This is a genomic window from Micromonospora ferruginea (assembly GCF_013694245.2).
Taxonomy (GTDB): domain Bacteria; phylum Actinomycetota; class Actinomycetes; order Mycobacteriales; family Micromonosporaceae; genus Micromonospora; species Micromonospora robiginosa.
Genome location: NZ_CP059322.2, coordinates 2,768,729 through 2,789,109 on the forward strand (window position 1 = coordinate 2,768,729; position 20,381 = coordinate 2,789,109).

Consider the following 20,381-nt stretch of genomic DNA (forward strand, 5'->3'; position numbering starts at 1 on the left):
CGCCGGGCAGGGCGGGTAGCCGCGCCGGATGAGCGTCGCCGAGGACCGGTCCACCGCCCGCCGGACGCTGATCGTGATCGGCCTCGTGCTGGCCACCGTGGTCGGGTTGGCGCTGGTCTGGGCGACTCGGCGGGTGCTCGTCTGGGGCCTGGTCGCGGCGTTCCTCGCAATCGCCCTCAAGCCGCTGGTCGACCGGCTGGAACGCCGGATCCGCCGGCGCGCGCTCGCCACCCTGCTGGTCTTCCTGGCCGCGTTCGCGCTGTTCGCGGCGCTGGGCGCGTTGATCGTCGTGCCGCTGGTGGACGAGCTGGGCCGGCTCGCCGACCGGGCGCCGCACGTGGTGCACGAGGCGCAGGCCGGACGGGGACCGGTCGGCGAGCTGCTGGACCGCCTGCACCTGCTCCGGTACGCCGAGCCCGGCCGGCTGCGCCAGTACGGCTCCCGACTCGGCGAGCCGACCGTGGGACTGGTCCGGGGCGTGGCGCAGGCCGTCGCCGCGCTGGTCACGGTGGTGGTGCTGGCGTACCTGATGGTGCTGGAGGCGCCGCGGATCGTGGCGGGCACGCTGCGGCTGGTCGGTGACGGCCCGGCGGAGCGGTTGCGGCGCATCGGCCGCGACACGTCCCGCATCGTCACCGGCTACCTGAGCGGCAACCTGCTGATCAGCGTGATCTGCGGCGGCCTGACCTTCGGCGTGCTGCTCCTGCTCGGGGTGCCGTTCGCCGCGGTGATCGCCCTGGTGGTCGCCGTGGTCGACCTGATCCCGCTGGTGGGCGCCACGCTGGGGGCGATCGTCGCGGCCGGCGCGGGGTTCGCCCGCTCGCCCACCGCCGGCATCGTCGTGCTGGTCTTCTTCGTCGTCTACCAGCAGGTGGAGAACCATCTGCTCCAGCCGGTCATCATGGCCCGCGCGGTCCGGCTGAACCCGTTGACCGTGCTGGTCAGCGTACTGCTGGCGGCCGAGTTGGCGGGCCTGGTCGGCGCGCTGCTGGCGATCCCGGCGGCCGGCGTGGTCCAGGTGCTGCTGCGCGAGTTCGTCCCGGCCGGACGGCTGGCCCTGGCCGCCCCGGCCGACCCCGGGCCGGACCAGCGTGCCGGTCGGCCCGGCGACCCGCCACCGGCCGGCGGATCAGACCCCCGCACGGCGCCACGGCCACCGGCCGGTGGGTCGGCTCCCGGCACCCGGGACCGCCCGCCGGCCGGTGGCTGAGCGCCGACGTCAGGTTCGGTGGACCAGTTCGGGCGACTCACTCTCCAGCGGCACCGCGTTGGCCGGGATCAGGCCGAGCTGCACCGCCGGGCGGGGCAGCGTCGCGTCGAGCGCCCAGTCCGCGGCGACGCGCGGCCGGTTGCCGGGCATGGCCAGCAGGTGGTAGCCGCGGGTGACCGCCTTGGCCGGCAGGCCGGACAGCGGCACGTGCAGCGGGTTCGCCGCCGCGTCCTTGCCGCCCAGGTCGACCACCCAGCCCAGGTCGTGGTGCTTGTACGACTTGCGGGTGCCCTGCCCGTACGAGGCGGCGATGTTGTGCGCGGCCAGCTTGCCCTGCCGCTGGGCGTGCTGCGCGGTCATCGCGCAGACCTGACCGGGCCGGGTCGGGTCGGGGACGGCGGCGGCGTCCCCGCAGGCGAACACCTCGGGATAGCCGGGGACGTTGAGGAACTCGTCGACCACCAGCCGGCCCTTCTCGGTGCGCAGCCCCAGCTCGGCCACGAACGGGTCGGGTCGGACGCCGACGCACCAGATCAGGCTGCACGTCGGCACGTACTCGCCGTCGGTGAGCAGCACCCCGTCCGGGGTGGCCTCGCCCACCGACGTGCCCATCCGCACGTCCACGCCGCGACGGCGCAGCACCCGGTCGGCGGTGACGGACATCCGCCGGTCCAGCTCGGGCAGCACCCGGGGGGCGACGTCCAGCAGCATCCAGCGCGGCCGGACCTTGAGGTGCGGTCGCTGGGCCACCAGCCGGTCGGTGAAGAGCTGCCCGTGCGCGGCGACCTCGGTGCCGGTGTAGCCGGCCCCCACCACCACGAACGTGGTACGCGCCCGCTGCTCGGCCGGGTCGTCGGTCAGCTCGGCCAGCTCCACCTGGCGGACCACGTGGTCGTGCAGGTAGAGCGCCTCGGGCAGGCCGCGGAAGCCGTGCGCGTACTCGGTGACGCCGGGGATGGGCAGCAGCTTGTTGACGCTGCCCACGGAGAGGATCAACCGGTCGTACGCGAGCTGGCCGTGGTCGCCCTCGGCGGAGCGGTAACCGACCCAGCGGTTCTGCAGGTCGACCCGGTCCGCCTCACCGACCACCACCCGCACGCCGTCGAGCGTGCCGGCGAGCGGCACCGAGATCCGGGTCGGCTCGACCACGCCGGCCGCCACCTCGGGCAGCAGCGGCAGGTAGAGGAAGTAGTCGGTCGTGTTCAACAGGACGATCTCGGCCCGGTCGCGGGCCAGCCGGCGCAACGTCTTGGCCGCGTGGTACCCGGCGAACCCGGCCCCCACGATCACCACACGTGGTTTCGTCATGTCTGCTGCCGTTCCCGGGCAGGCCTGCGGCAAACGTGAGCGATGATCCATCCACCCGTACCGATATGGACATTCCTCGTGATCGGCGCGAGGATGCCGGGATGGGAAACCACGAGACCGCCGAGGGCCGACCCACGAGGTCGACCCGGCGTACCTTCCTCACCGCCTCCGCCGCGGCCACCGCCGCCGCCGTCGCCACGCCGCTCGCCGCGGACCCCGCGTCCGCCGCGCCCGCCGTCCCGCGCGGCCCGGGCCGGCCGGCCCGGCCGCAACCGCCGGACCGCGAGCTGACCGCGCTGCTGCGCGAGATCGACCGGCGGCGGATCGAGGCCACCGTCCGGCGGCTCGCCGCGTTCGGCACCCGGCACACCCTCTCCAGCCAGGACGATCCGGTACGCGGCATCGGCGCCGCCCGCGACTGGATCCACGCCCGGCTGTCCGAGTACGCCGCCGCCTCCGGCGGCCGGATGACCGTCGAACTCCAGTCCTACGTGCAGGAGCCGGCGTCCCGGATCCCCACCGCCACCACCATCACCAACGTGGTGGCGACGCTGCGCGGCGACGTCACCGGAGAGCGGGTGTACGTCATCACCGGCCACTACGACTCCCGCGCCACCGACGTGATGGACGCGACCAGCGACGCGCCCGGCGCCGACGACGACGCGTCCGGGGTGGCCGTGGTGATGGAACTGGCCCGGGTGCTGGCCACCCGGCGCAGCGAGGCCACCATCGTGCTCGCCGCCGTCGCCGGCGAGGAGCAGGGACTGTACGGCTCGGCGTACCTCGCCGGGCGGTTGAAGGCCGCCGGCGTGGACGTGCAGGGCATGTTCAGCAACGACATCGTCGGCAGCAGCACCGCCGACGACGGCACCCGCGACCCGCGTACCGTGCGGCTGTTCGCCGAGGGCGTGCCGACCGCGGAGACGCCGGCCGAGGCGAGCGTGCGGCAGTCCGTCGGCGGCGAGAACGACTCCCCGTCGCGGCAGCTCGCCCGGTTCGTCAGCGACGTGGCCGACAACGGCGCGACCGGGATGGACGTCCGGGTGATCTACCGGCGGGACCGCTACCTGCGCGGCAGCGACCACATCTCGTTCCTGCGCGAGGGCTGGCCCGCCGGCCGGTTCACCGAGCCCGCCGAGGACTTCGCCCACCAGCACCAGGACGTCCGGGTGGTCGACGGCGTGCAGTACGGCGACCTGCCCGAGTTCTGCGACTTCGACTACATCACCCGGGTGGCCCGGGTGAACGCCGCGACGCTGTGGTCGCTCGCCCAGGCCCCCGGCACGCCGAAGGGGACGATCGTGGTCACCACCAACCTCACCAACGACACCACGCTGCGCTGGCAGCGCGGCACCGAGGAGGACCTGGCCGGCTACGAGGTGGTGTGGCGGGAGACCACCGCCGACCGGTGGCAGAAGGTCCTCGCGGTCGGCGACGTCACCGAGGTGACGATCGACCTGTCCAAGGACAACGTGTTCTTCGGCGTGCGGGCGGTGGACCGGGCCGGGCACCGCAGCCCGGTCGCGTTCCCGAAACCGGGAAGCTGAGACGCCGGCCGGTCAGGGCGTCGGCGGGGCCGTGATCGCCCAGCGCTCGTGGTCCCGCCACGCGCCGTCGACGAACAGGTAGTCCGGGGAGAAGCCCTCCAGCCGGAAGCCGAGCCGGCCGGCCAGCTTCTTCGACGGCTCGTTGCCCGGCTGGATGTTCGCCTCCAGCCGGTGCAGCCCGAGCGCCTCGAACGCGTGCGCGACCACCAGCGCCACGCCGGCCGAGGCGTGACCGGTCCCCGCGTACGGGCGGAACGCGGCATAACCGAGGTAGCCGCCCCGCAGCGCGCCGAGCACGATGCCGCCGATGTTCGCGTACCCGGCGATCTGGCCGGTGGCCCGGTCGCAGAACAGGAACCCTTCGGTGTCGCGTCGCCGCGTCTTCCGCAGGTACGCCGCGTACTGCTCGGCGTCGCCCGGCGCGGACAGCCACGGGTGGTGCAGGTCCCGGCTGCGCCGGGCGGCGGCCACGAACTCCGCCTCGTCGCCCGGCCGGGGCCGGCGGATGGCGACCCGACCGTCGCTACGCAGATACCTCACAGCGCCCCACTCTCCACCACCCCACCACCCGCGTCCCCTCACCCCTCCCCACGTCCCGCCTCCAGCCTCGCCACCTCCCGCCTCGCCGCCTGGTGATCAAGGAGTTTGTGTCCCCACAGAGATCAACGCTCACACAAACTCCTTGATCACCGACGCCCCCACCCTGAGGCCCCGCCTGCCCACCTCCGACTGCCCCCATCTCGTTGATCATGAAGTTGACCGCGCGAGGGAGCGCTCTCCGGCACGGCAACTTCATGATCAACGAGGAGGTGGCGCTTCGGGGGCGAAGATCCGGAACTGGTGGGCGTTATGCGATTTTTGTCCCAATGGGTCGAGGTGGTGTGGTGGGCGTCATCGCGGGGCGGAATCGGGGCCCGGGGCGGGGCGTTATACCTGGCAGACCGCGTGGAGCCCGGCCCTGACCGCCGGCAGCTCCGGTCGGAATGATTGGCCGCCGGCCGTCGTTACATCCCCGAGCCGGCGAGCCCGTGACCCGGCAGGCGTCGGAATGACCGGCCGCCGGCCGTCGTTACATCCCCTGAACCGCCGAGCAGGCCACCCCCGTGGCCCCGGCGTGCGGGCCCCGGAGCAGGCCAACCGGCCGCCGAGCCCACCCCAGACTTTCCCTCCACGCAGGCCCCCGGCCGCGTGCATCCCCAACCCCCTCTTGGGAGGCAACCATCATGGCTACCACCCTGCTACGTAAGACTGTGCTGACCGCTGCCGGTATCGCCGCCACCACCGGCGGCATCGCCGGACCCGCCATCGCCGCCCAGGCCACCCCCGCCGAGCGCGCCGCCCAGGTCCAGACCGACCGGCGCGGCCACGGCGAGCGGGAGCTGGACGTGCGCTACGAGGCGCAGCCCAACTTCTACTTCTGCGGCCCGGCCGCGGCCCGCAACGCGCTGTCGGTGCAGGGCAAGAACATCGACGTGGACGCCATGGCCAAGGAGATGGGCACCACCGAGTCCGGCACCAACTCGATCAACGACATCACCCCGGTGCTGAACAAGGAGACCGGCCGCAAGGACGCCTACAGGTCGGTCGAGATCCGCAGCCCCAAGGCCGACGACAAGCAGACCGACAAGCTGCGCGCCGACGTCGTGCGCACGGTCGACAACGGCCGCGCGGTCGTGGCCAACATCGCGGGCACCGCCACCGACACCGACGGCAACACGCACTCGTTCGAGGGCGGGCACTACATCAGCGTCATCGGCTACCGCGACGGCGGCAAGACCGTCACCATCGCCGACAGCGCCAACCCCGACACCGCCTCCTACCGCATGAGCGTGGACAACCTCGCCGACTGGATCGCCACCCGCGGCTACAGCACCAGCTGACACCCACACACGCAGGAAGGGCCCGACCCCACGAGGGGGTCGGGCCCTTCCTGCGTGTCCAACGGCCGTGTGCTGGTCACCTCGCCGTCACGTCGGCGTCGTCACCAGGACGGGTCACTCCACCACGCTGGGTCGCGCCGGACGAGCCGGACGACCGACGGAGGGCCAGCAGTGACAGCCGAGGTGGCGACGGACCGCCCGCGGACGACCCGCCCCGACGTGAGCGTGATCGTGCCGGTCTACAACACGCTGCGCTACCTGCGAGCCTGCCTCGACTCGGTGCTGCGGCAGACCATCGGCACCGACCGGATGGAGATCGTGGCGGTGGACGACGGGTCCACCGACGGCAGCGGTCGCCTGCTGGACCGGCTCGCCGCCCGGCACCCCGGGACCCTCCGGGTGGTCCACCAGCCCAACTCGGGCGGCCCGGCCGCGCCCTGCAACCGGGGGCTGGAGCTGGCCACCGGCCGGCACGTCTTCTTCCTCGGCTCGGACGACCGGCTCGGCCCCGAGGCGCTGGAGCGGCTGGTCGCCGCCGCCGACCGGTACGGCTCGGACGTGGTGCTGGGCAGGGTCGTCGGCGTCAACGGCCGGCACGTCTTCTCCGACGTGTTCGCCGCCGGCAACGCCGTCGACGTGAGCCTGTTCGACTCGGCGCTGCCGTGGTCGCTGGCGAACACCAAGCTGTTCCGCCGCGACCTGGTCGACCGGCTCGGGTTGCGGTTCCCGGAGGACATGCCGGTGCTCAGCGACCAGCCCTTCACGCTGGCCGCCTGCTACCACGCCCGCCGGGTCACGGCGCTTGCCGACTACGACTACTACCACGCCGTACGCCGGCTGGACGCCCGCAACATCACCTACCACAGCCGCGTCGAGCAGCGGCTGGTCAGCGTGGAGCGGCTGTTCGCGTTCGTCGAGGGGCTGATCCCGGCCGGGGCGCGCCGGGACGCGGTGCTGTGCCGCCACGTCGGGCTGGAGCTGGCCAACCTGGTCGGCGACGACTTCCGCCGGCTGGACCGGGCCACGCAGGAACGGGTGCACGCGACCGTCCGCGGGCTGGTCGACCGGTACGTCACCGACGGGCTGCGGGACCGGCTCGGCATCGAGGCCCGGCTGCGCCTGGGCGCGGTACGCGGCGGCGACGTCGACGCGTTGCTGGCCGTCATCGACCAGGACGCGGAGCGGGGCGTGCCGGCCACGGTGGTCGAGGCGGGCCGCTGGCACGCCGGCTACCCGGGCGCGCCGGCCGCCTGGACCGACGTCACCGACGTACGCGCCGACTGGCTGGCCCGGCTGGACACCGTCGAGGTGAGCTGGACCGACGGGCAGACCGTCACGGTGACCGCGCGCAGCCCGTACCCCCGGTTCGCCGCGGAGGCCGGGCCGGTGCGGCTGGTGGCCGGTCCGGTCGCCGGTGTCACCCGGCTGGACGCCACCGACCCGACCGGGCGGACCGTGCGCACCGACTTCCCGGTCGACCGGCTCCTCGCGGTCAGCGCAGCCGGCGGCCGGCGCCACCCGGTCCGCGCCGAGGTGGACGGCGACCGGGGTCGGGGCGGCGCGCCGGTACGGGCGCCGAGGCTGGCCGCCGGCCGGCCCCGGCTGCTGCGGCGCGGCACCCGGCTGTACGGGGTGGCGGCGACCGTCGACCCGCGCAGCGGCCAGCTCGTCCTGTCGGTGGTGCCGGTTACCGTGGCCCAGCTCGTCGGCCGGCTGCGTCGCCGGATCGCCGGCACGTCCCGCCCGGCTCCGACGGGTGTGCCGTCACGTCTCGGCGCGGCTCCGGCGGCGAGCGCGCCGGAACGCGCGGGCCACCACGCCGAGCCGGGTCCGGCGCAGGTCGGCCACCTGACCGCCGCGTCCTGATCCCGGCAGGTCAGCGCGGCGCGCGGACGCCCTGCTCCATCGTCATCGGGACCTGGAGGTACGTGGTGCCGCGCAGGTCCAGCCAGGCCCGTTCGGGCGCGCGAACCAGACGCACCATCACCCCGGTGCAGGCCGGGCACCGACCGACCAGGCCCGGGGCGTGCGAGTAGACGTGCAGGCCGGCCATCGGGCCGACCATGCCGCAGTTGTCGCAGCGGCCGGTGGTGGCGCTGAGGTCGACCGCGAGGAGTTCCCGCAGCGGCCCGTCGAGCATGTTGCCGTCCAGGTAGGTCATGTCGGTCATGCGCCCTCCTCGGGTCGTCAGCCGGTCGGCCCGAACCGTTCGGTCCGCACCCGCCGGGTCGGGTGGCCCAGCCCCACGAGCAGGTCGGCCACGGTCTCCACGAACCCGGTGGGGCCGCAGACGTAGCAGAGCGGTTCCAGGTCCGGCGGCCAGCCGTGGCTGTTCACGTCCGCCAGCCCGATCCGGTGCGGCTCCCCGCGCCAACCGTCGGGCGCCTGCCGGGTGTAGACGTACGCGACGTCGAGGCCCTGGTCGTCGCGGGCCCGGCGGCGCAGCTCGTCGGCGTAGATGACGTCGTCGGGGGTGCGCGCCGAGTAGATCAGCCGGAACGGGGTCCGGCTGCCCGCGGCCCGGCGGGCCCGGACCATGGCCATCAGCGGCACCACCCCGGAGCCGCCGGCCACCAGCAGCACCGGCGCGGTCTCGTCGGTCCGCCAGACGAACCAGCCGCCGACCGGTCCGCGGACCTCCACCGGGTCGCCCTCGGTCCAGGTGTCGACGAGGTACGGCGACACCTCGCCGTCCGGCACCCGCTGCACGGTCACCTCGATGCGCTCCCCGTCGGCGGGACCTGCGAGCGAGTAGGACCGGGCCGCCTGGTAGCCGTCCGGGGCGGTCAGGCGCAGGTCGACGTGCTGCCCGGGCAGGTGGCCCGGCCAGCCCGGCACGTCCAGCAGCAACGTCTGTGCGGTCGGCGTCTCGATCCGTCGCTCGACCAGCCGGGCCACCCGCCAGGTCAGCGGCGCCACCCGGCCGGTGGTCGGGGCCGCCACCTCAGTCGCCCTGGTAGCGCTGCTCGCGCCACGGGTCGCCGTAGTCGTGGTAGCCGGCCGTCTCCCAGAAGCCCGGCCGGTCGTCGACGAGCAGCCGGATGCCGCGCACCCACTTGGCGGACTTCCACAGGTAGAGGTGCGGCACGAGCAGCCGGGCCGGGCCGCCGTGCTCGGCCGGCAGCGGGCCCCCGTCGTACGTGTGCACCACCCAGGCCCGCCCGCCGCGCAGGTCGTCCAGGGGCAGGTTGGTGGTGTAGCCGCCGTAGGAGTGGGCCAGCGCGTAGCGGGCGTCGGTGTCCACGGCGTCGAACAGCGTGTCCAGCGAGACGCCCTGCCAGGTGGTGCCGAGTTTGGACCAGCGGGTGACGCAGTGCAGGTCGACCGTCGGCGTGTCCTGCGGCAGGTTCATCAGCTCGGCCCAGGACCAGCGGTGCTCCGCGCCGGTCTCGGTGGTCAGCACGAACTCCCAGGTGTCCGTGGGCACGCGGGGCGTCGGGCCGGCGGAGAGCACCGGGAAGTCCTCGGTGAGGTACTGCCCGGGCGGTAGGTCCGGCGCGGACGAACGGGGCCGGCCCTGGAAGCCCGGCGAGACGATTCCCACCCGTCAGTCCTACCACCCCCGGGTGCGCCCGCACACCGCTTCCCCGGTGCAAGGCGGGGGCCCCGCTTAACACCGGCGTGTTAAGCGGGGCCCCCGCCTCTACCGAAAGCGTTAAGCGGGGCCCCCGCCTTGCGTCTCGTGCACGACGGTGCGCTCGCCGTCGCCGCTGTCGCGGGTCGCGCGCAGGCTGGTGATGGTGACGATCACCAGGACGCCGACGATCACGCCGAGCGAGGCGAGGGTCGGGATCTCCGGCACGCCCTTCCAGATGCCGTGCGCCCAGTGCAGGCCGAGCTTGAGGCCGATGAACGCCAGGATGACGGCCAGGCCGTAGCTGAGGTGCACCAGCCGGCTGAGCGCCGCGTGCAGCACGAAGTAGAGGGCGCGCAGGCCGAGCAGCGCGAAGGCGTTGGTCGCGAAGACCAGGTACGGGTCCTCGGTGATGCCGTAGACGGCGGGCACCGAGTCGACCGCGAAGACGATGTCGGTGGCCAGCACCGCGACCACGACCAACGCGAACGGGGTCAGCGCCCGGCGGCCGTGCTGGCGGATGGTCATCTTGGTGCCGTGGTACTCCTCGACCACCGGCATGACCTTGCGCAGCAGCTTCACCGACCGCATCTTGTTGATGTCGACCTCCTGCTCGTGCCCGGAGAGGGCGTCGCGCAGCAACTTCACCGCGGTGGCGATGAGGATGATCGCGAAGAGCAGGAAGGCGAAGTCGAGCGTCTGCAGCGCGGCGGCACCGAGCGCGATGAAGATCGCCCGCAGCACCAGCGCGCCGGCGATGCCGTAGAGCAGCACCCGCTGGGCCAGCGCGGCGGGCACCGCGAACGCGGCCAGCAGCAGCATGAAGACGAAGAGGTTGTCGACCGAGAGCGACTTCTCGACCAGGTAACCGGTGAGGTACTCGATGCCCTGCTGGCCACCCCAGCGGGACCAGATCCAGGCGCCGAAGGCCAGCGGCAGGGCGATGTAGAACGCCGACCAGCCGAGCGCCTCGCGCAGGGAGACCTCGTGCGGCTTGCGGGTGACCAGGAAGTCCAGCACCAGCAGGGCGAGCACGCCGGCGATCGTCACCGCCCACAGTGTGGGCGTGCCGATCGACGACAGCTCACCCGCGGACAGGTAGGACACTTCGGTCATGGGGCCTCCTCGAACACCGTGTCATGTTCGAGGTCTCCTTCACCCACGGTTTCGTGGGCAACCACCCGAGGCTCGCCTCCGGGGGCTCGCCGTACTGACCGGAATGGTTCGTGGGAAGTACTCCCCTCGCGGGTTCAAGGCTAGGCCAACCGGGGCCGGACGCCAAGTCGGGGCGCGCATGATTGCCCTGGTCAACCGCTGTGCGCCGGGCGGGGGCGTGGCGCCGCGCGGCCCGGGCCCCTAGGCGGTGTCTTCAAAGGATCTTGGTGTCGGATGATGTAGCGCGTGGGTCGTCGCTACGAGTTGTCTGACGTCGAGTGGGAAGCGCTGTCGAGGTATCTGCCGTCGGCGGTGACCGGTGGTCGGCCGCGGGCGGATGACCGGCGGGTGCTCAACGGGATCGTGTGGAAGATCCGGGCTGGAGCAGCGTGGCGGGACGTGCCCGCCCGTTACGGCTCGTGGCAGTCGATCTACACCCGTTTCCGCAGGTGGGCCCTTGATGGCACGTTCGAGCGGATGCTCGCCGGGGTCCAGGCCGACGCGGACGCGGCTGGTGACATCGACTGGCTGGTGTCGGTCGACTCCACGATCGTGCGCGCTCACCAGCACGCAGCCGGCGCTAAAGGGGGCGGCGGGAATCGGACGAACCACAAGATCACGCCCTCGGTCGAAGTCGAGGTGGACTGACCACCAAGATTCACCTCGCCTGCGACGGCTGGGGTCGGACCCTGGCGTTCGTGCTCTCCGGTGGCAACGTCAACGACTGCACCCGCTTCACCCACGTCATGGCCGCCATCCGTGTCCAGCGGGTAGGAACCGGCCGGCCTCGAGTCCGCCCGGACCACGTCATCGCCGACAAGGGCTACAGCTCCAAGGCCATCCGGTCCGACCTGCGCCGACGAGGCATCGGGCACACCATTCCCGAGCGCGCTGACCAGCAGGCCAACCGCCGCCGACGAGGCAGTCGGGGCGGCCGGCCACCAATGTTCGACAAGCAGCTCTACAAACGGCGCAACGTCGTCGAACGCTGCTTCAACCGGCTCAAGCAGTGCCGCAGCGTCGCCACCCGCTACGACAAGACCGCGACGTCGTACCAGGCCACCGTCACCATCGCCGCGCTACTGCAATGGTTGTAACTCTTTGAAGACACGGCCTAGGGTGACGCGGGTGACCAGCCAGGGACCGCTGACCGGGGTACGGGTGATCGAGCTGGCCGGCATCGGCCCGGGGCCGTTCGCCGCGATGATGCTGGCCGACCTGGGCGCCGACGTGGTGCGCGTGGACCGGGTGGGCGGCGGCGGCTTCGGCGCCTTCCCCGGCGACCTGCTCAACCGCAACCGCCGTTCGGTCGCGCTGGACCTGAAGCACCCGGACGGGCGGGATCTGGTGCGGTCCCTGGTGGCCGGCGCGGACGCGCTGGTCGAGGGCTTCCGGCCGGGGGTCGCCGAGCGCCTCGGGCTCGGCCCGCGGGAGTGCCTGGCCGCCAACCCCCGCCTGGTGTACGGGCGGATGACCGGCTGGGGGCAGGACGGGCCGCTGGCCCGCACGGCCGGCCACGACATCGACTACCTGGCGCTGACCGGCGCGCTGCACGGGGTGGGCCGGGCCGGCGAGCGACCGGTGCCGCCGATGAACCTGCTCGGCGACTTCGGCGGGGGCGGCATGATGCTGGCCCTGGGCGTGGTCGCGGCGCTGTACGCGGTGCGCGGCGGCGCGCCCGGCCAGGTGGTCGACGCGGCCATCGTGGACGGCGTGTCGGTGCTGGCCACCCAGATCCACGCGCTGCGCGGCCTCGGCCTCTGGCAGGACCCGCGCGGGGTGAACCTGCTCGACGGCGGCGCGCCGTTCTACGACACCTACGAGTGCGCCGACGGCCGGTACGTGGCGGTCGGCGCGCTGGAGCCGCAGTTCTACGCCGAACTGGTCCGGCTCACCGGTTTCCCGCTCGACGGCGACGAGGCCCCGGACCGGGACGACCCGGCGAACTGGCCGGCGCTGCGGACCGCCTGGGCCCGGCTGTTCCGCACCCGGACCCGGGACGAGTGGGCCGACCTGCTGGCCGGCACGGACGCCTGCGTGTCACCGGTGCTCGACTGGGCCGAGGCCCCGCACCACCCGCACCTCGCCGCGCGGGACGTCTTCGTCGCGCCGGAGGGGGTGACCCAGCCGGCGCCCGCGCCGCGCTTCTCGGGCACGCCCACGGCGGTGCGCCGCCCGCCGCCGCACCCCGGTGAGCACACCGACGAGGTGCTGGCCGAGGCGGGCGTGGACGCGGCGCGGATCGCCGCCCTGCGCGCCGCCGGCACGGTCGGCTGACCCGGGGCCGCCCGGCTCCTCCGGTCGTCCCGCCGCCCGTCCCGCCGCCCGTCCCGCCGCTGCGATCCGATCGCGCGCCACCCGTGGAGATCCACCGCGAGGTCGTCCCGCGCGCGGCCTCCACGGCCGCAATCACTTACCGTAGCTCCCGCTGTTGTCACCCACCGTGTCCGCCGGGCGGAGCTACGAGTTTCACCCCGAACCGCCTTTGCTCTGCAGCCGTCGACGCAGCAGTGCCTTGAGCTGGTCTTTGACGACAGGGCGCGGGGCGCCTTTCCGGGCAGCGTTGTCACTCCCCGTGCCTGATGCGCCGGTGGCTGCAGAGCAAAGGCAGTCGCGGGGACATACGCCACTGGCAGCGTTCGTAACGGACGGTATCGGCCTTCGTCGCGGACGCACGGACGGCCGTGCGTTACGGCCCGGGCGGCGGGCGGCTCCGGCGGCGGGCGTTCTCAGCGGCGGCGGGTGGCGGCCGGCGCGAGCGCCGGTTCCACCATGTCCCGGTAGTCGCGGGGCAACTGCACCACGACGTCGGAGAACTCGCCGCCGCTGATGGCCTCGCGCAGCGTGGTGAACACCGCCCGCGCCGCGCCACGGGCGGTGTTCTCGTCGCAGTCCGCCCGCCGGGCGACCCGGGCGACGAACTCGGCCGCGCCGAACCGCTCGGCCGCCTCGGTGCCTGGGTGCGGGTCGAGCATCCCCCACAGCGGCTTCGGCAGTTGCGCGGCGAGGTCCAGCGCCTCGCCGCCGGTCAGCCGCTCGGCCAGCGTCTCCAGCGTGGCGGCGGTGAGCGTCGCGGCCCGGTCCTCGGCGGTCCCGGAGAGCCGCGCGACCCGGACGACGAACGTGTGGTGGTCCATCGGTGGTACCCCCTTCGGTACGGGCAGAGCGGCTACCCGTCCTCCGGCGGCGGAAACGGCGGGAGATCACGGGCGTGAGCCGCCGCACGACGGGTAACCGCCGCGCGGCCACGACCCGACGAACTGGCGCGAGGAGCCCGACCCATGGCGAGCTATTCGGACGTCCTTGAGTACCTGTCCGCGCTGGACTACCCGGCCGGGAAGGACGACGTCATCCGTGCGGCCGAACAGGAGGGCGCGCCGGCGGACGTGTTGCGGGCGTTGCGGGCGCTGCCGCCGGTGGACTACGCCAACGGCGTCGAGGTGGCCCGGTCGGCCGGGATCGACGCGGCCCCCGAGGTGGACCCGTCGCAGCGGGCGGCCCAGGCGCGGGACCCGCACACGCGCGTCTCGCAGCACCTGCGCGGCATCTGACGCCGGAACGACGAGGCCCGGTCGCACACGCGGCCGGGCGCCGGCATGGCCTGCTCGCGGAAGGGTGGGCGCCTCGACAGGCGGGCGCCCCGGGTCACGAACCGCGACCTGGGGCGCCACGCAGCACCTGTGCCCGGCGGTGCGCGCCCGAACCGGGTCGCGATCGCCAGGTGGTGGATGTTCGCCCGAACCGGGCGGGCATCACTGCCACGATCATCATACGACGCGACATCAGCCGAATGGCTGATATTCGGGAAAGTGTGTCCGGCGGCACGCCGGCGTCAGCCGCGTACGCCGCCGCTGCGGTCGCGGGCCTTGAGCCGGGTGGTGGGCAGCGCGGGGGCGGGCAGTGGAGCCGCCGCGTCGTCGGCGACCGTGCCGAAGCGGCGGCCGGCCGCCCAGTCCTCCCGGGCGGCGGCGATCTCCTCGTGCGAGCGGCCGACGAAGTTCCACCACATCACCAGCGGCTCCTCGAACGGGGTGCCGCCGAGCAGCAGCAGCCGGCTGCCGGGCGCCGCGCGCACGGTCAGCGCCGTCCGGCCGGCGCCCAGGTAGAGCAGCGCACCTGGGGCCAGCGCCACACCGTCCACCTCGGCCGAACCAGACATCGCCAGCAGGCCGTACTCGAAATCGGGGCGCAGCGGCAGCGTGGCCGGCGCCGGCCCGCGGGCCTCGAGCTGCGCGCCGAGCAGCGGGGTGTACGCGACCGCGGGCGAGCGTTCCGCACCGAGTTCGCCGACGAGCAGCGTCAGGTCCCAGTCGCCGTCGCGCCAGCGGGGCAGCTCGGCGTGGTGGGCGAAGTCGGGGTCGCCGGCGCGGGCCGGGTCGGGCAGCGCGACCCACAGCTGCACGCCGTGCATCAGCGGCGGGTGGACCAGCGGCGAGCGCTCCGAATGGGCGATGCCCCGCCCGGAGGTCATCACGTTGAGCTGGCCGGGCCGGATCGGCTGCACGTTGCCGAGGCTGTCGCGGTGCAGGATCTCGCCGTCGAGCAGCCAGGTGACGGTCTGCAGCCCGGTGTGCGGGTGCGGCGGCACCTCCATGCCCGGCCGCTCGGCCACGTCGTCCGGACCGAAGTGGTCGACGAAGCACCACGCGCCGACCATCCGCCGCTGCCGCTGCGGCAGCAGCCGGCGCACCGTGGTGTAGCGGCCGAGGGGGACGTCGTGGCCGGGCAGCAGCACGCTGCCCGGGTCGGTGGCGCCGACGCCGGGTGGGAGCGTCTGCGCGGGCATCGATTCGGTGCGGTCCACCGCCCGAACTGTACGCTCAGCCGGCGGTGACGCTCACCGCGTTCGCGCCGGCCACCAGGTCGAGGTAGAGGCGATCGGCCGCCCGGTCCCAGCCCGGGGTGCTGACCACGTCCCCGGCCGCGACCCCGGCGCGGCGCTCGTCGTAGACGGCCAGCGAGCCGGCGCCGGAGGCCACCCGGACCCGGACCGGGGACCCGCCGGGCACCGACACGCTCAGCGCGCTCACCCCGCCGGTCATCCGCACGGTCAGCGTGCCGTCGAGCGGGGGCAGCCGCAGGTCGGTACGGGAGGCGCCGCCGACCAGCTCGACGCCGGCCAGCCGGGCCGCGCCCAGGTCGAGTTGCTGCTCCCGGACGCCGCCGACCAGGCGCACCCGCCAGGTCAGCCGGGAGTTGAGCACCACCTCCACGGCGGACGGGCCGGGTCGGCCGTTCTCCTGGATCCACAGCCGGACCCGGTCGCCGGTCACCTGCGGGCGCGGGGTCACGCCCGCGTCGTCCGGGGCGCCGATCCGGTAGAGGTCGTCGCCCAGGTCGGCGACGCGCAGGGTGAAGCTGGTCAGGCCGTCGGCCAGCTCGAAGTCCGCCCGACGCCGGTCCCCGCGCGGGGCGGTGAGCGTCTCCGTGGCGGCGACCTCCGCGCCGCCGACGCCGCCCGAGCCGCCGCCGGTGGCCGGCGAGGGCGCGGGCCCACCGGAGAACACCACGCCGAGCCGGGCCGGGTTGGACAGGGTGACCGCGACCGCGACCCCGCCCAGCGCCACCACCAGCACGGCGGCGGCGACCAGCAGCCGGGCGGTGGCGGACCAGCGTGTCTCGGTCAGGTCGGCGTCGTCGTCCCCGGAAGTCGTCATGGTCGTCCCCTCTCACCGGTCCCCACCGGTCATACGGGCGGGTCTCCGTCGCGGTTCATTCCGCCCCCGGACAGTCGAGCCTGCACCTTGGCCCCGCAGGCGCTGAGCGTGGCGTGCGCGTCGAGGCCGAGGCTCTCGATCGCGACCAGCGCGGTGAACGCCACGTCGGCCAGCTCGGCGGCCACCTCGGCCCGGGTGTGCGTCACGCCCTTGCGCGGGTTCTGCCCGAGCGTGCCGATCCACGCCGCGGCCACCTCGCCGGTCTCCTCGCCGAGCTTGAGGATGCGGCAGGTCAGCTCCGTGTCGCCGGTGCCGTTGGCGGCGTCCAGCCAGGCCCGGGCGTCCCGCGCCGAGGTCCAGATCATGTCGTCCACCCGGTCAAGTGAACCGGACGGCGGTCACTATCCGTATCCGGGGGCGGTGCGGGCAACGGTGCCGGCGCCGGGAGGCGGAAGGACGTGTCCGTGATGCCGGAGACCGTCGAGACGGTGTTCGCCAAGGTGGTCGCGCGGAACCCGGGCGAGCCCGAGTTCCACCAGGCGGTCCGGGAGGTGCTGGAGAGCATCGGTCCGGCGCTGCACCGCAACCCCGAGTACGCCGGGGTGGTCGAGCGGGTCTGCGAGCCGGAGCGGCAGGTCATCTTCCGGGTGCCGTGGGAGGACGACCACGGCCGCGTCCGGGTGAACCGCGGCTTCCGGGTGGAGTTCAACAGCGCGCTCGGCCCGTTCAAGGGCGGGCTGCGGTTCCACCCGTCGGTCTACCTGGGCATCGTGAAGTTCCTCGGATTCGAGCAGATCTTCAAGAACGCGCTGACCGGGCTACCGATCGGCGGCGGCAAGGGCGGTGCCGACTTCGACCCGAAGGGTCGCTCCGACCGGGAGGTGATGCGGTTCTGCCAGAGCTTCATGACCGAGCTGTACCGCCACATCGGCGCGCAGACCGACGTGCCCGCCGGGGACGTCGGGGTGGGCGGCCGGGAGATCGGCTACCTGTTCGGGCAGTACAAGCGGATTACCAACCGGTACGAGGCCGGCGTGCTCACCGGCAAGGGACTCGCGTACGGGGGCGCGCAGGTGCGGCGGGAGGCGACCGGGTACGGCGCGGTCTTCTTCGCCGAGGAGATGCTCAAGCAGACCGGGGACAGCCTGGACGGCAAGCGGGTGGTGGTGTCCGGCTCCGGGAACGTGGCCATCTACGCGGTGGAGAAGGTGCACCAGCTCGGCGGCACGGTGGTGGCGTGCTCCGACTCGGACGGGTACGTGCTGGACGAGAAGGGCATCGACCTGGCGCTGCTGCGCGAGCTGAAGGAGGAGCGCCGGGCCCGGCTCGACGACTACGTGACGCACGTGCCGCACGCGGTCGCGGTCTCCGGTCGTACCGTCTGGGAGGTGCCCTGCGACCTGGCGCTGCCGTGCGCGACGCAGAACGAGATCGGCGGCGCGGAGGCCGCCGCGCTGGTCGCCGGCGGTTGTGTCGCCGTGGTGGAGGGGGCGAACATGCCCACCACGCCGGAGGCGGTGCGGATCCTCGGGCGGGCCGGGGTGCGGTTCGCGCCGGGCAAGGCGGCCAACGCCGGCGGGGTGGCGGTGAGCGCGCTGGAGATGCAGCAGAACGCCAGCCGGGACTCGTGGACGTTCGCCCGCTCGGAGCAGCGGCTGCGCGAGATCATGCGGGACGTGCACGACAGGTGCTGGGCCACCGCCGAGGAGTACGGCCTGCCCGGCGACTACGTGGCCGGCGCGAACATCAACGGGTTCCGGCGGGTGGCCGAGGCGATGCTGGCACACGGTCTGGTGTGACCGGTCAGTCAGTGATTGACAGCCCTCGACGTCCGGCCTAGGTTCAGGTCCCTACCGGCCGGTAGGGACCTGTCCCCGGGGAGCAGCGATGCAGACCTCACCCACCCGCCGGCTGCTCGCCGCCGGCGCCGCCCTCGTGCTCGCGCTCGGCCTGGCCGGCGCGGCGCCCGCCGCCGCCACCGGCCGCGACGACGGCGGCCAGCCGCTGCCCGGCTACACCATCGTCAACCCGCCGCTGCCGCCGCTGGTGGTGGACGGCGCCCCGACCACCGTCCGGCAGGGCGTGCACGCACACGCCGGCTACGTCGTCGAGGTCCCGGCCAGGTGGAACGGCGACCTGGTGATGTGGGCGCACGGATACCGCGGCCAGGGCACCGAACTCTCCCCCGAGACGCCCGCCTTCGACCTGCGGCAGCGCCTGCTGGCCCAGGGGTACGCCTGGGCGTCCTCCTCCTACGACCGCAACGGCTACGACATCCGCTCCGGCGTGCTGGGCACCCGGTCCCTGGCCGACCTGTTCGCCCGCACCGTGCGGCGGCCGCACCGGGTGCTCATCGCCGGCGTCTCCATGGGCGGGCACGTCATCGGCCGCTCGCTGGAGCAGTACCCCGGCTACTACGCCGGCGCGCTGCCGATGTGCGGGGTGCTCGGCGACCAGGAGCTGTTCGACTACTTCCTCGACTACAACCTGGTCGCGCAGGCGCTCACCGGGGTGCGCGCCTACCCGCCGCCGGCCGACTACCTGACCAACGCGGTGCCCCGGATCCAGGTGGCGACCGGGCTGGCCGGCCTCACCCCCACCGGCCCGGACACCACCAACGCGCTCGGCAAGCAACTGCGCGCGGTCACCGTGAACCGCTCCGGCGGCCCCCGACCGGGCGCCGACGCCGCGTTCGCGGTCTGGAAGGACTTCCTGTTCGGCATCGCCACCACCGACGGCGGCGACTCCCCCGCGCAGCGCCCCGGGCAGCTCGCCACCAACCTGTTCACCCGCTACACCCCGAACGAGCCGGTGAACCTGAACGCCACCGTGCAGCGGGTCGCCCCGGAGAACCTGCGCCAGCGGCTGTCGCCGGCCCTGACCGAGGTCCCCCGGATCGCCGGCCGACCGGGCGTTCCGGTGCTCAGCCTGCACGACCTCGGCGACCTGTTCGTCCCGTTCGGCATGGAGCAGGCGTACGCCCGGGACGTGGCTTGGCACGGGAGGTCCCGGCTGCTGGTGCAGCGGGCGGTGCGGGCCGCGCAGCACTGCGAGTTCAGCCCGGCCGAGGCCGGCGCCGCCTGGGACGACCTGACCCGCTGGGTGCGCACCGGCAAGCGTCCGGCCGGCGACCCGGTCACCGACGCGCGGGCGGTGGCGGCGGCCGACTTCGGCTGCCGGTTCAGCGACCCGGCCGCGTGGACCGCCGGCACCGGCACCCGCCGCCTCTACCCGGCCTGTCAGTCCTCGTCCGTGCCGTACCAGCCGCCCCGGTAGACGGTGCCCGGCCGGGGTGGGGTGCCCGGGTCGGCGGCGGTCCGGCGGGACCGGCGCACCCGGCTCACCACGAACCAGCCCACCCCGGCCACCACCGCCAGGATGACCACGTTCTGCAGGGTGCCGACGTACGCCTCGACCACGTGCCAGTTCTCGCCCAGCAGGTAGCCGGCGAGCACGAACGCGGTGTTCCAGATCAGGCTGCCCAGCGCGGTGAAGAGCAGGAACACCGGCACCGGCATCCGTTCCACGCCGGCCGGGATCGAGATCAGGCTGCGGAAGATCGGGATCATCCGGCCGAAGAACACCGCCTTGACGCCGTGGCGCAGGAACCACGCCTCGGTGCGGTCCACGTCGTCCAGCTTGATCAGCGGCAGCCGCGCGGCCAGGGCGCGCATCCGGTCCCGCCCGAGCGCCGCGCCGACGTAGTAGAGCGCCAGCGCGCCCAGCACCGACCCGAGCGTGGTCCAGGCGATCGCGCCGAACAGGCTCATCCTGCCCTGGCTGGCGGTGAACCCGGCCAGCGGCAGGATGACCTCGCTGGGGATGGGCGGGAACAGGTTCTCCAGGGCCACCGCGAGGCCGGCGCCGGGGCCACCGAGTCGTTCGACCAGGCCGGTGACCCAGCCGACGGGTCCCTCGCCGGCGGGCTCGGCGGCCCGCGCGGCGCTCACCCGGGGGCCGGCGAGCAGCTGTGCGTTTCCGATCATCCGACCACGTTACGGGGCGGATCGACCGACGGCCACGGAAAGCGGCGCCGGTTACGCTGCGGTC

19 protein-coding genes and 1 pseudogene are annotated in these 20,381 nt (G+C 73.8%); 9 read left to right on the top strand and 11 right to left on the bottom strand.

The features are described from left to right. The first annotated feature begins 28 nt into the window (after positions 1–28). Positions 29–1,210, top strand: coding sequence for an AI-2E family transporter (locus H1D33_RS11720; protein ID WP_181568035.1), 1,182 nt, complete (start codon positions 29–31; stop codon positions 1,208–1,210). A gap of 9 nt (positions 1,211–1,219) precedes the next feature. Here H1D33_RS11720 and H1D33_RS11725 read toward each other — a convergent pair whose 3' ends face one another. After that, on the bottom strand, positions 1,220–2,518 hold the full coding sequence (locus tag H1D33_RS11725) for an NAD(P)/FAD-dependent oxidoreductase (RefSeq protein ID WP_181568034.1): 1,299 nt from the start codon (positions 2,516–2,518) through the stop codon (positions 1,220–1,222). 101 nt (positions 2,519–2,619) lie between these two features. Here H1D33_RS11725 and H1D33_RS11730 point away from each other — a divergent pair, with 101 nt between their 5' ends. Beyond that, the gene (locus H1D33_RS11730; protein ID WP_181568033.1) at positions 2,620–4,065 is read left to right on the top strand and encodes a M20/M25/M40 family metallo-hydrolase; all 1,446 of its coding nucleotides are present in this window, start codon (positions 2,620–2,622) and stop codon (positions 4,063–4,065) included. Positions 4,066–4,077: 12 nt separating this feature from the next. Here the strand turns inward: H1D33_RS11730 and H1D33_RS11735 are convergent, their stop codons facing one another. Then, a complete protein-coding gene (locus H1D33_RS11735) occupies positions 4,078–4,605 on the bottom strand; it encodes a GNAT family N-acetyltransferase (protein ID WP_246411435.1) in 528 nt (175 codons plus the stop codon). 683 nt (positions 4,606–5,288) lie between these two features. Here H1D33_RS11735 and H1D33_RS11740 point away from each other — a divergent pair. Together H1D33_RS11740 and H1D33_RS11745 are read left to right on the top strand one after the other, a co-directional pair. Continuing rightward, a complete protein-coding gene (locus tag H1D33_RS11740; RefSeq protein ID WP_181568031.1) occupies positions 5,289–5,945 on the top strand; it encodes a C39 family peptidase in 657 nt (218 codons plus the stop codon). A gap of 171 nt (positions 5,946–6,116) precedes the next feature. Then, the gene (locus tag H1D33_RS11745; RefSeq protein ID WP_246411433.1) at positions 6,117–7,811 is read left to right on the top strand and encodes a glycosyltransferase family 2 protein; all 1,695 of its coding nucleotides are present in this window, start codon (positions 6,117–6,119) and stop codon (positions 7,809–7,811) included. Positions 7,812–7,821: 10 nt separating this feature from the next. On the opposite strand, the gene H1D33_RS11750 is transcribed toward H1D33_RS11745, so the two are convergent. The 4 genes from H1D33_RS11750 to H1D33_RS11765 all read right to left on the bottom strand — a co-directional run bounded on the left by H1D33_RS11750 (position 7,822) and on the right by H1D33_RS11765 (position 10,635). Continuing rightward, positions 7,822–8,115, bottom strand: a complete 294-nt coding sequence (locus H1D33_RS11750) for a DUF6510 family protein (protein ID WP_181568030.1) — start codon at positions 8,113–8,115, stop codon at positions 7,822–7,824. 17 nt (positions 8,116–8,132) lie between these two features. Then, complete coding sequence (locus H1D33_RS11755; protein WP_181568029.1) at positions 8,133–8,888, bottom strand: ferredoxin reductase; 756 nt, start codon at positions 8,886–8,888, stop codon at positions 8,133–8,135. Between the two features lies 1 nt (position 8,889). Next, complete coding sequence (locus H1D33_RS11760) at positions 8,890–9,489, bottom strand: sulfite oxidase-like oxidoreductase (RefSeq protein WP_181568028.1); 600 nt, start codon at positions 9,487–9,489, stop codon at positions 8,890–8,892. Between the two features lie 111 nt (positions 9,490–9,600). Then, entirely contained in the window at positions 9,601–10,635 is a 1,035-nt protein-coding gene (locus tag H1D33_RS11765) for a TerC/Alx family metal homeostasis membrane protein (protein ID WP_181568027.1), read from the bottom strand. A 285-nt stretch (positions 10,636–10,920) separates the two neighbouring features. On the opposite strand from H1D33_RS11765, the pseudogene H1D33_RS11770 reads away from it, so the two are divergent. Beyond that, positions 10,921–11,771, top strand: a pseudogene (locus H1D33_RS11770) (IS5 family transposase). A gap of 22 nt (positions 11,772–11,793) precedes the next feature. Continuing rightward, the gene (locus H1D33_RS11775) at positions 11,794–12,951 is read left to right on the top strand and encodes a CaiB/BaiF CoA transferase family protein (protein WP_281370366.1); all 1,158 of its coding nucleotides are present in this window, start codon (positions 11,794–11,796) and stop codon (positions 12,949–12,951) included. A 452-nt stretch (positions 12,952–13,403) separates the two neighbouring features. On the opposite strand, the gene H1D33_RS11780 is transcribed toward H1D33_RS11775, so the two are convergent. Further along, positions 13,404–13,811 carry a DUF2267 domain-containing protein gene (locus H1D33_RS11780; protein WP_181568025.1) on the bottom strand — a complete coding sequence of 136 codons (408 nt, stop codon included), beginning with the start codon at positions 13,809–13,811 and terminating at the stop codon, positions 13,404–13,406. A gap of 144 nt (positions 13,812–13,955) precedes the next feature. Between H1D33_RS11780 and H1D33_RS11785 the strand changes: the two genes are divergently transcribed. After that, positions 13,956–14,225, top strand: a complete 270-nt coding sequence (locus tag H1D33_RS11785) for a DUF2795 domain-containing protein (protein WP_181568024.1) — start codon at positions 13,956–13,958, stop codon at positions 14,223–14,225. A 281-nt stretch (positions 14,226–14,506) separates the two neighbouring features. Here H1D33_RS11785 and H1D33_RS11790 read toward each other — a convergent pair whose 3' ends face one another. Genes H1D33_RS11790 through H1D33_RS11800 form a run of 3 tightly spaced genes read right to left on the bottom strand, consistent with a single transcriptional unit; the run spans position 14,507 to position 16,705 of the window. Further along, positions 14,507–15,478 (bottom strand): pirin family protein, encoded by a 972-nt coding sequence (locus H1D33_RS11790; RefSeq protein ID WP_181568023.1) that lies wholly within the window; start codon positions 15,476–15,478, stop codon positions 14,507–14,509. A gap of 16 nt (positions 15,479–15,494) precedes the next feature. After that, the gene (locus H1D33_RS11795) at positions 15,495–16,331 is read right to left on the bottom strand and encodes a hypothetical protein (protein ID WP_181568022.1); all 837 of its coding nucleotides are present in this window, start codon (positions 16,329–16,331) and stop codon (positions 15,495–15,497) included. A gap of 29 nt (positions 16,332–16,360) precedes the next feature. Continuing rightward, positions 16,361–16,705 (bottom strand): MazG-like family protein, encoded by a 345-nt coding sequence (locus H1D33_RS11800; protein WP_181568021.1) that lies wholly within the window; start codon positions 16,703–16,705, stop codon positions 16,361–16,363. 93 nt (positions 16,706–16,798) lie between these two features. Between H1D33_RS11800 and gdhA the strand changes: the two genes are divergently transcribed. Both gdhA and H1D33_RS11810 read left to right on the top strand, forming a co-directional pair. Continuing rightward, positions 16,799–18,130, top strand: a complete 1,332-nt coding sequence (gene gdhA / locus H1D33_RS11805) for an NADP-specific glutamate dehydrogenase (RefSeq protein ID WP_181572781.1) — start codon at positions 16,799–16,801, stop codon at positions 18,128–18,130. An 88-nt stretch (positions 18,131–18,218) separates the two neighbouring features. Next, positions 18,219–19,607, top strand: coding sequence for an alpha/beta hydrolase family protein (locus H1D33_RS11810; RefSeq protein WP_181568020.1), 1,389 nt, complete (start codon positions 18,219–18,221; stop codon positions 19,605–19,607). On the opposite strand, the gene H1D33_RS11815 is transcribed toward H1D33_RS11810, so the two are convergent. Next, entirely contained in the window at positions 19,571–20,317 is a 747-nt protein-coding gene (locus tag H1D33_RS11815; protein WP_181568019.1) for a DedA family protein, read from the bottom strand. The two genes, H1D33_RS11810 and H1D33_RS11815, sit on opposite strands and share 37 nt — an antisense overlap. Positions 20,318–20,381: the final 64 nt, after the last annotated feature.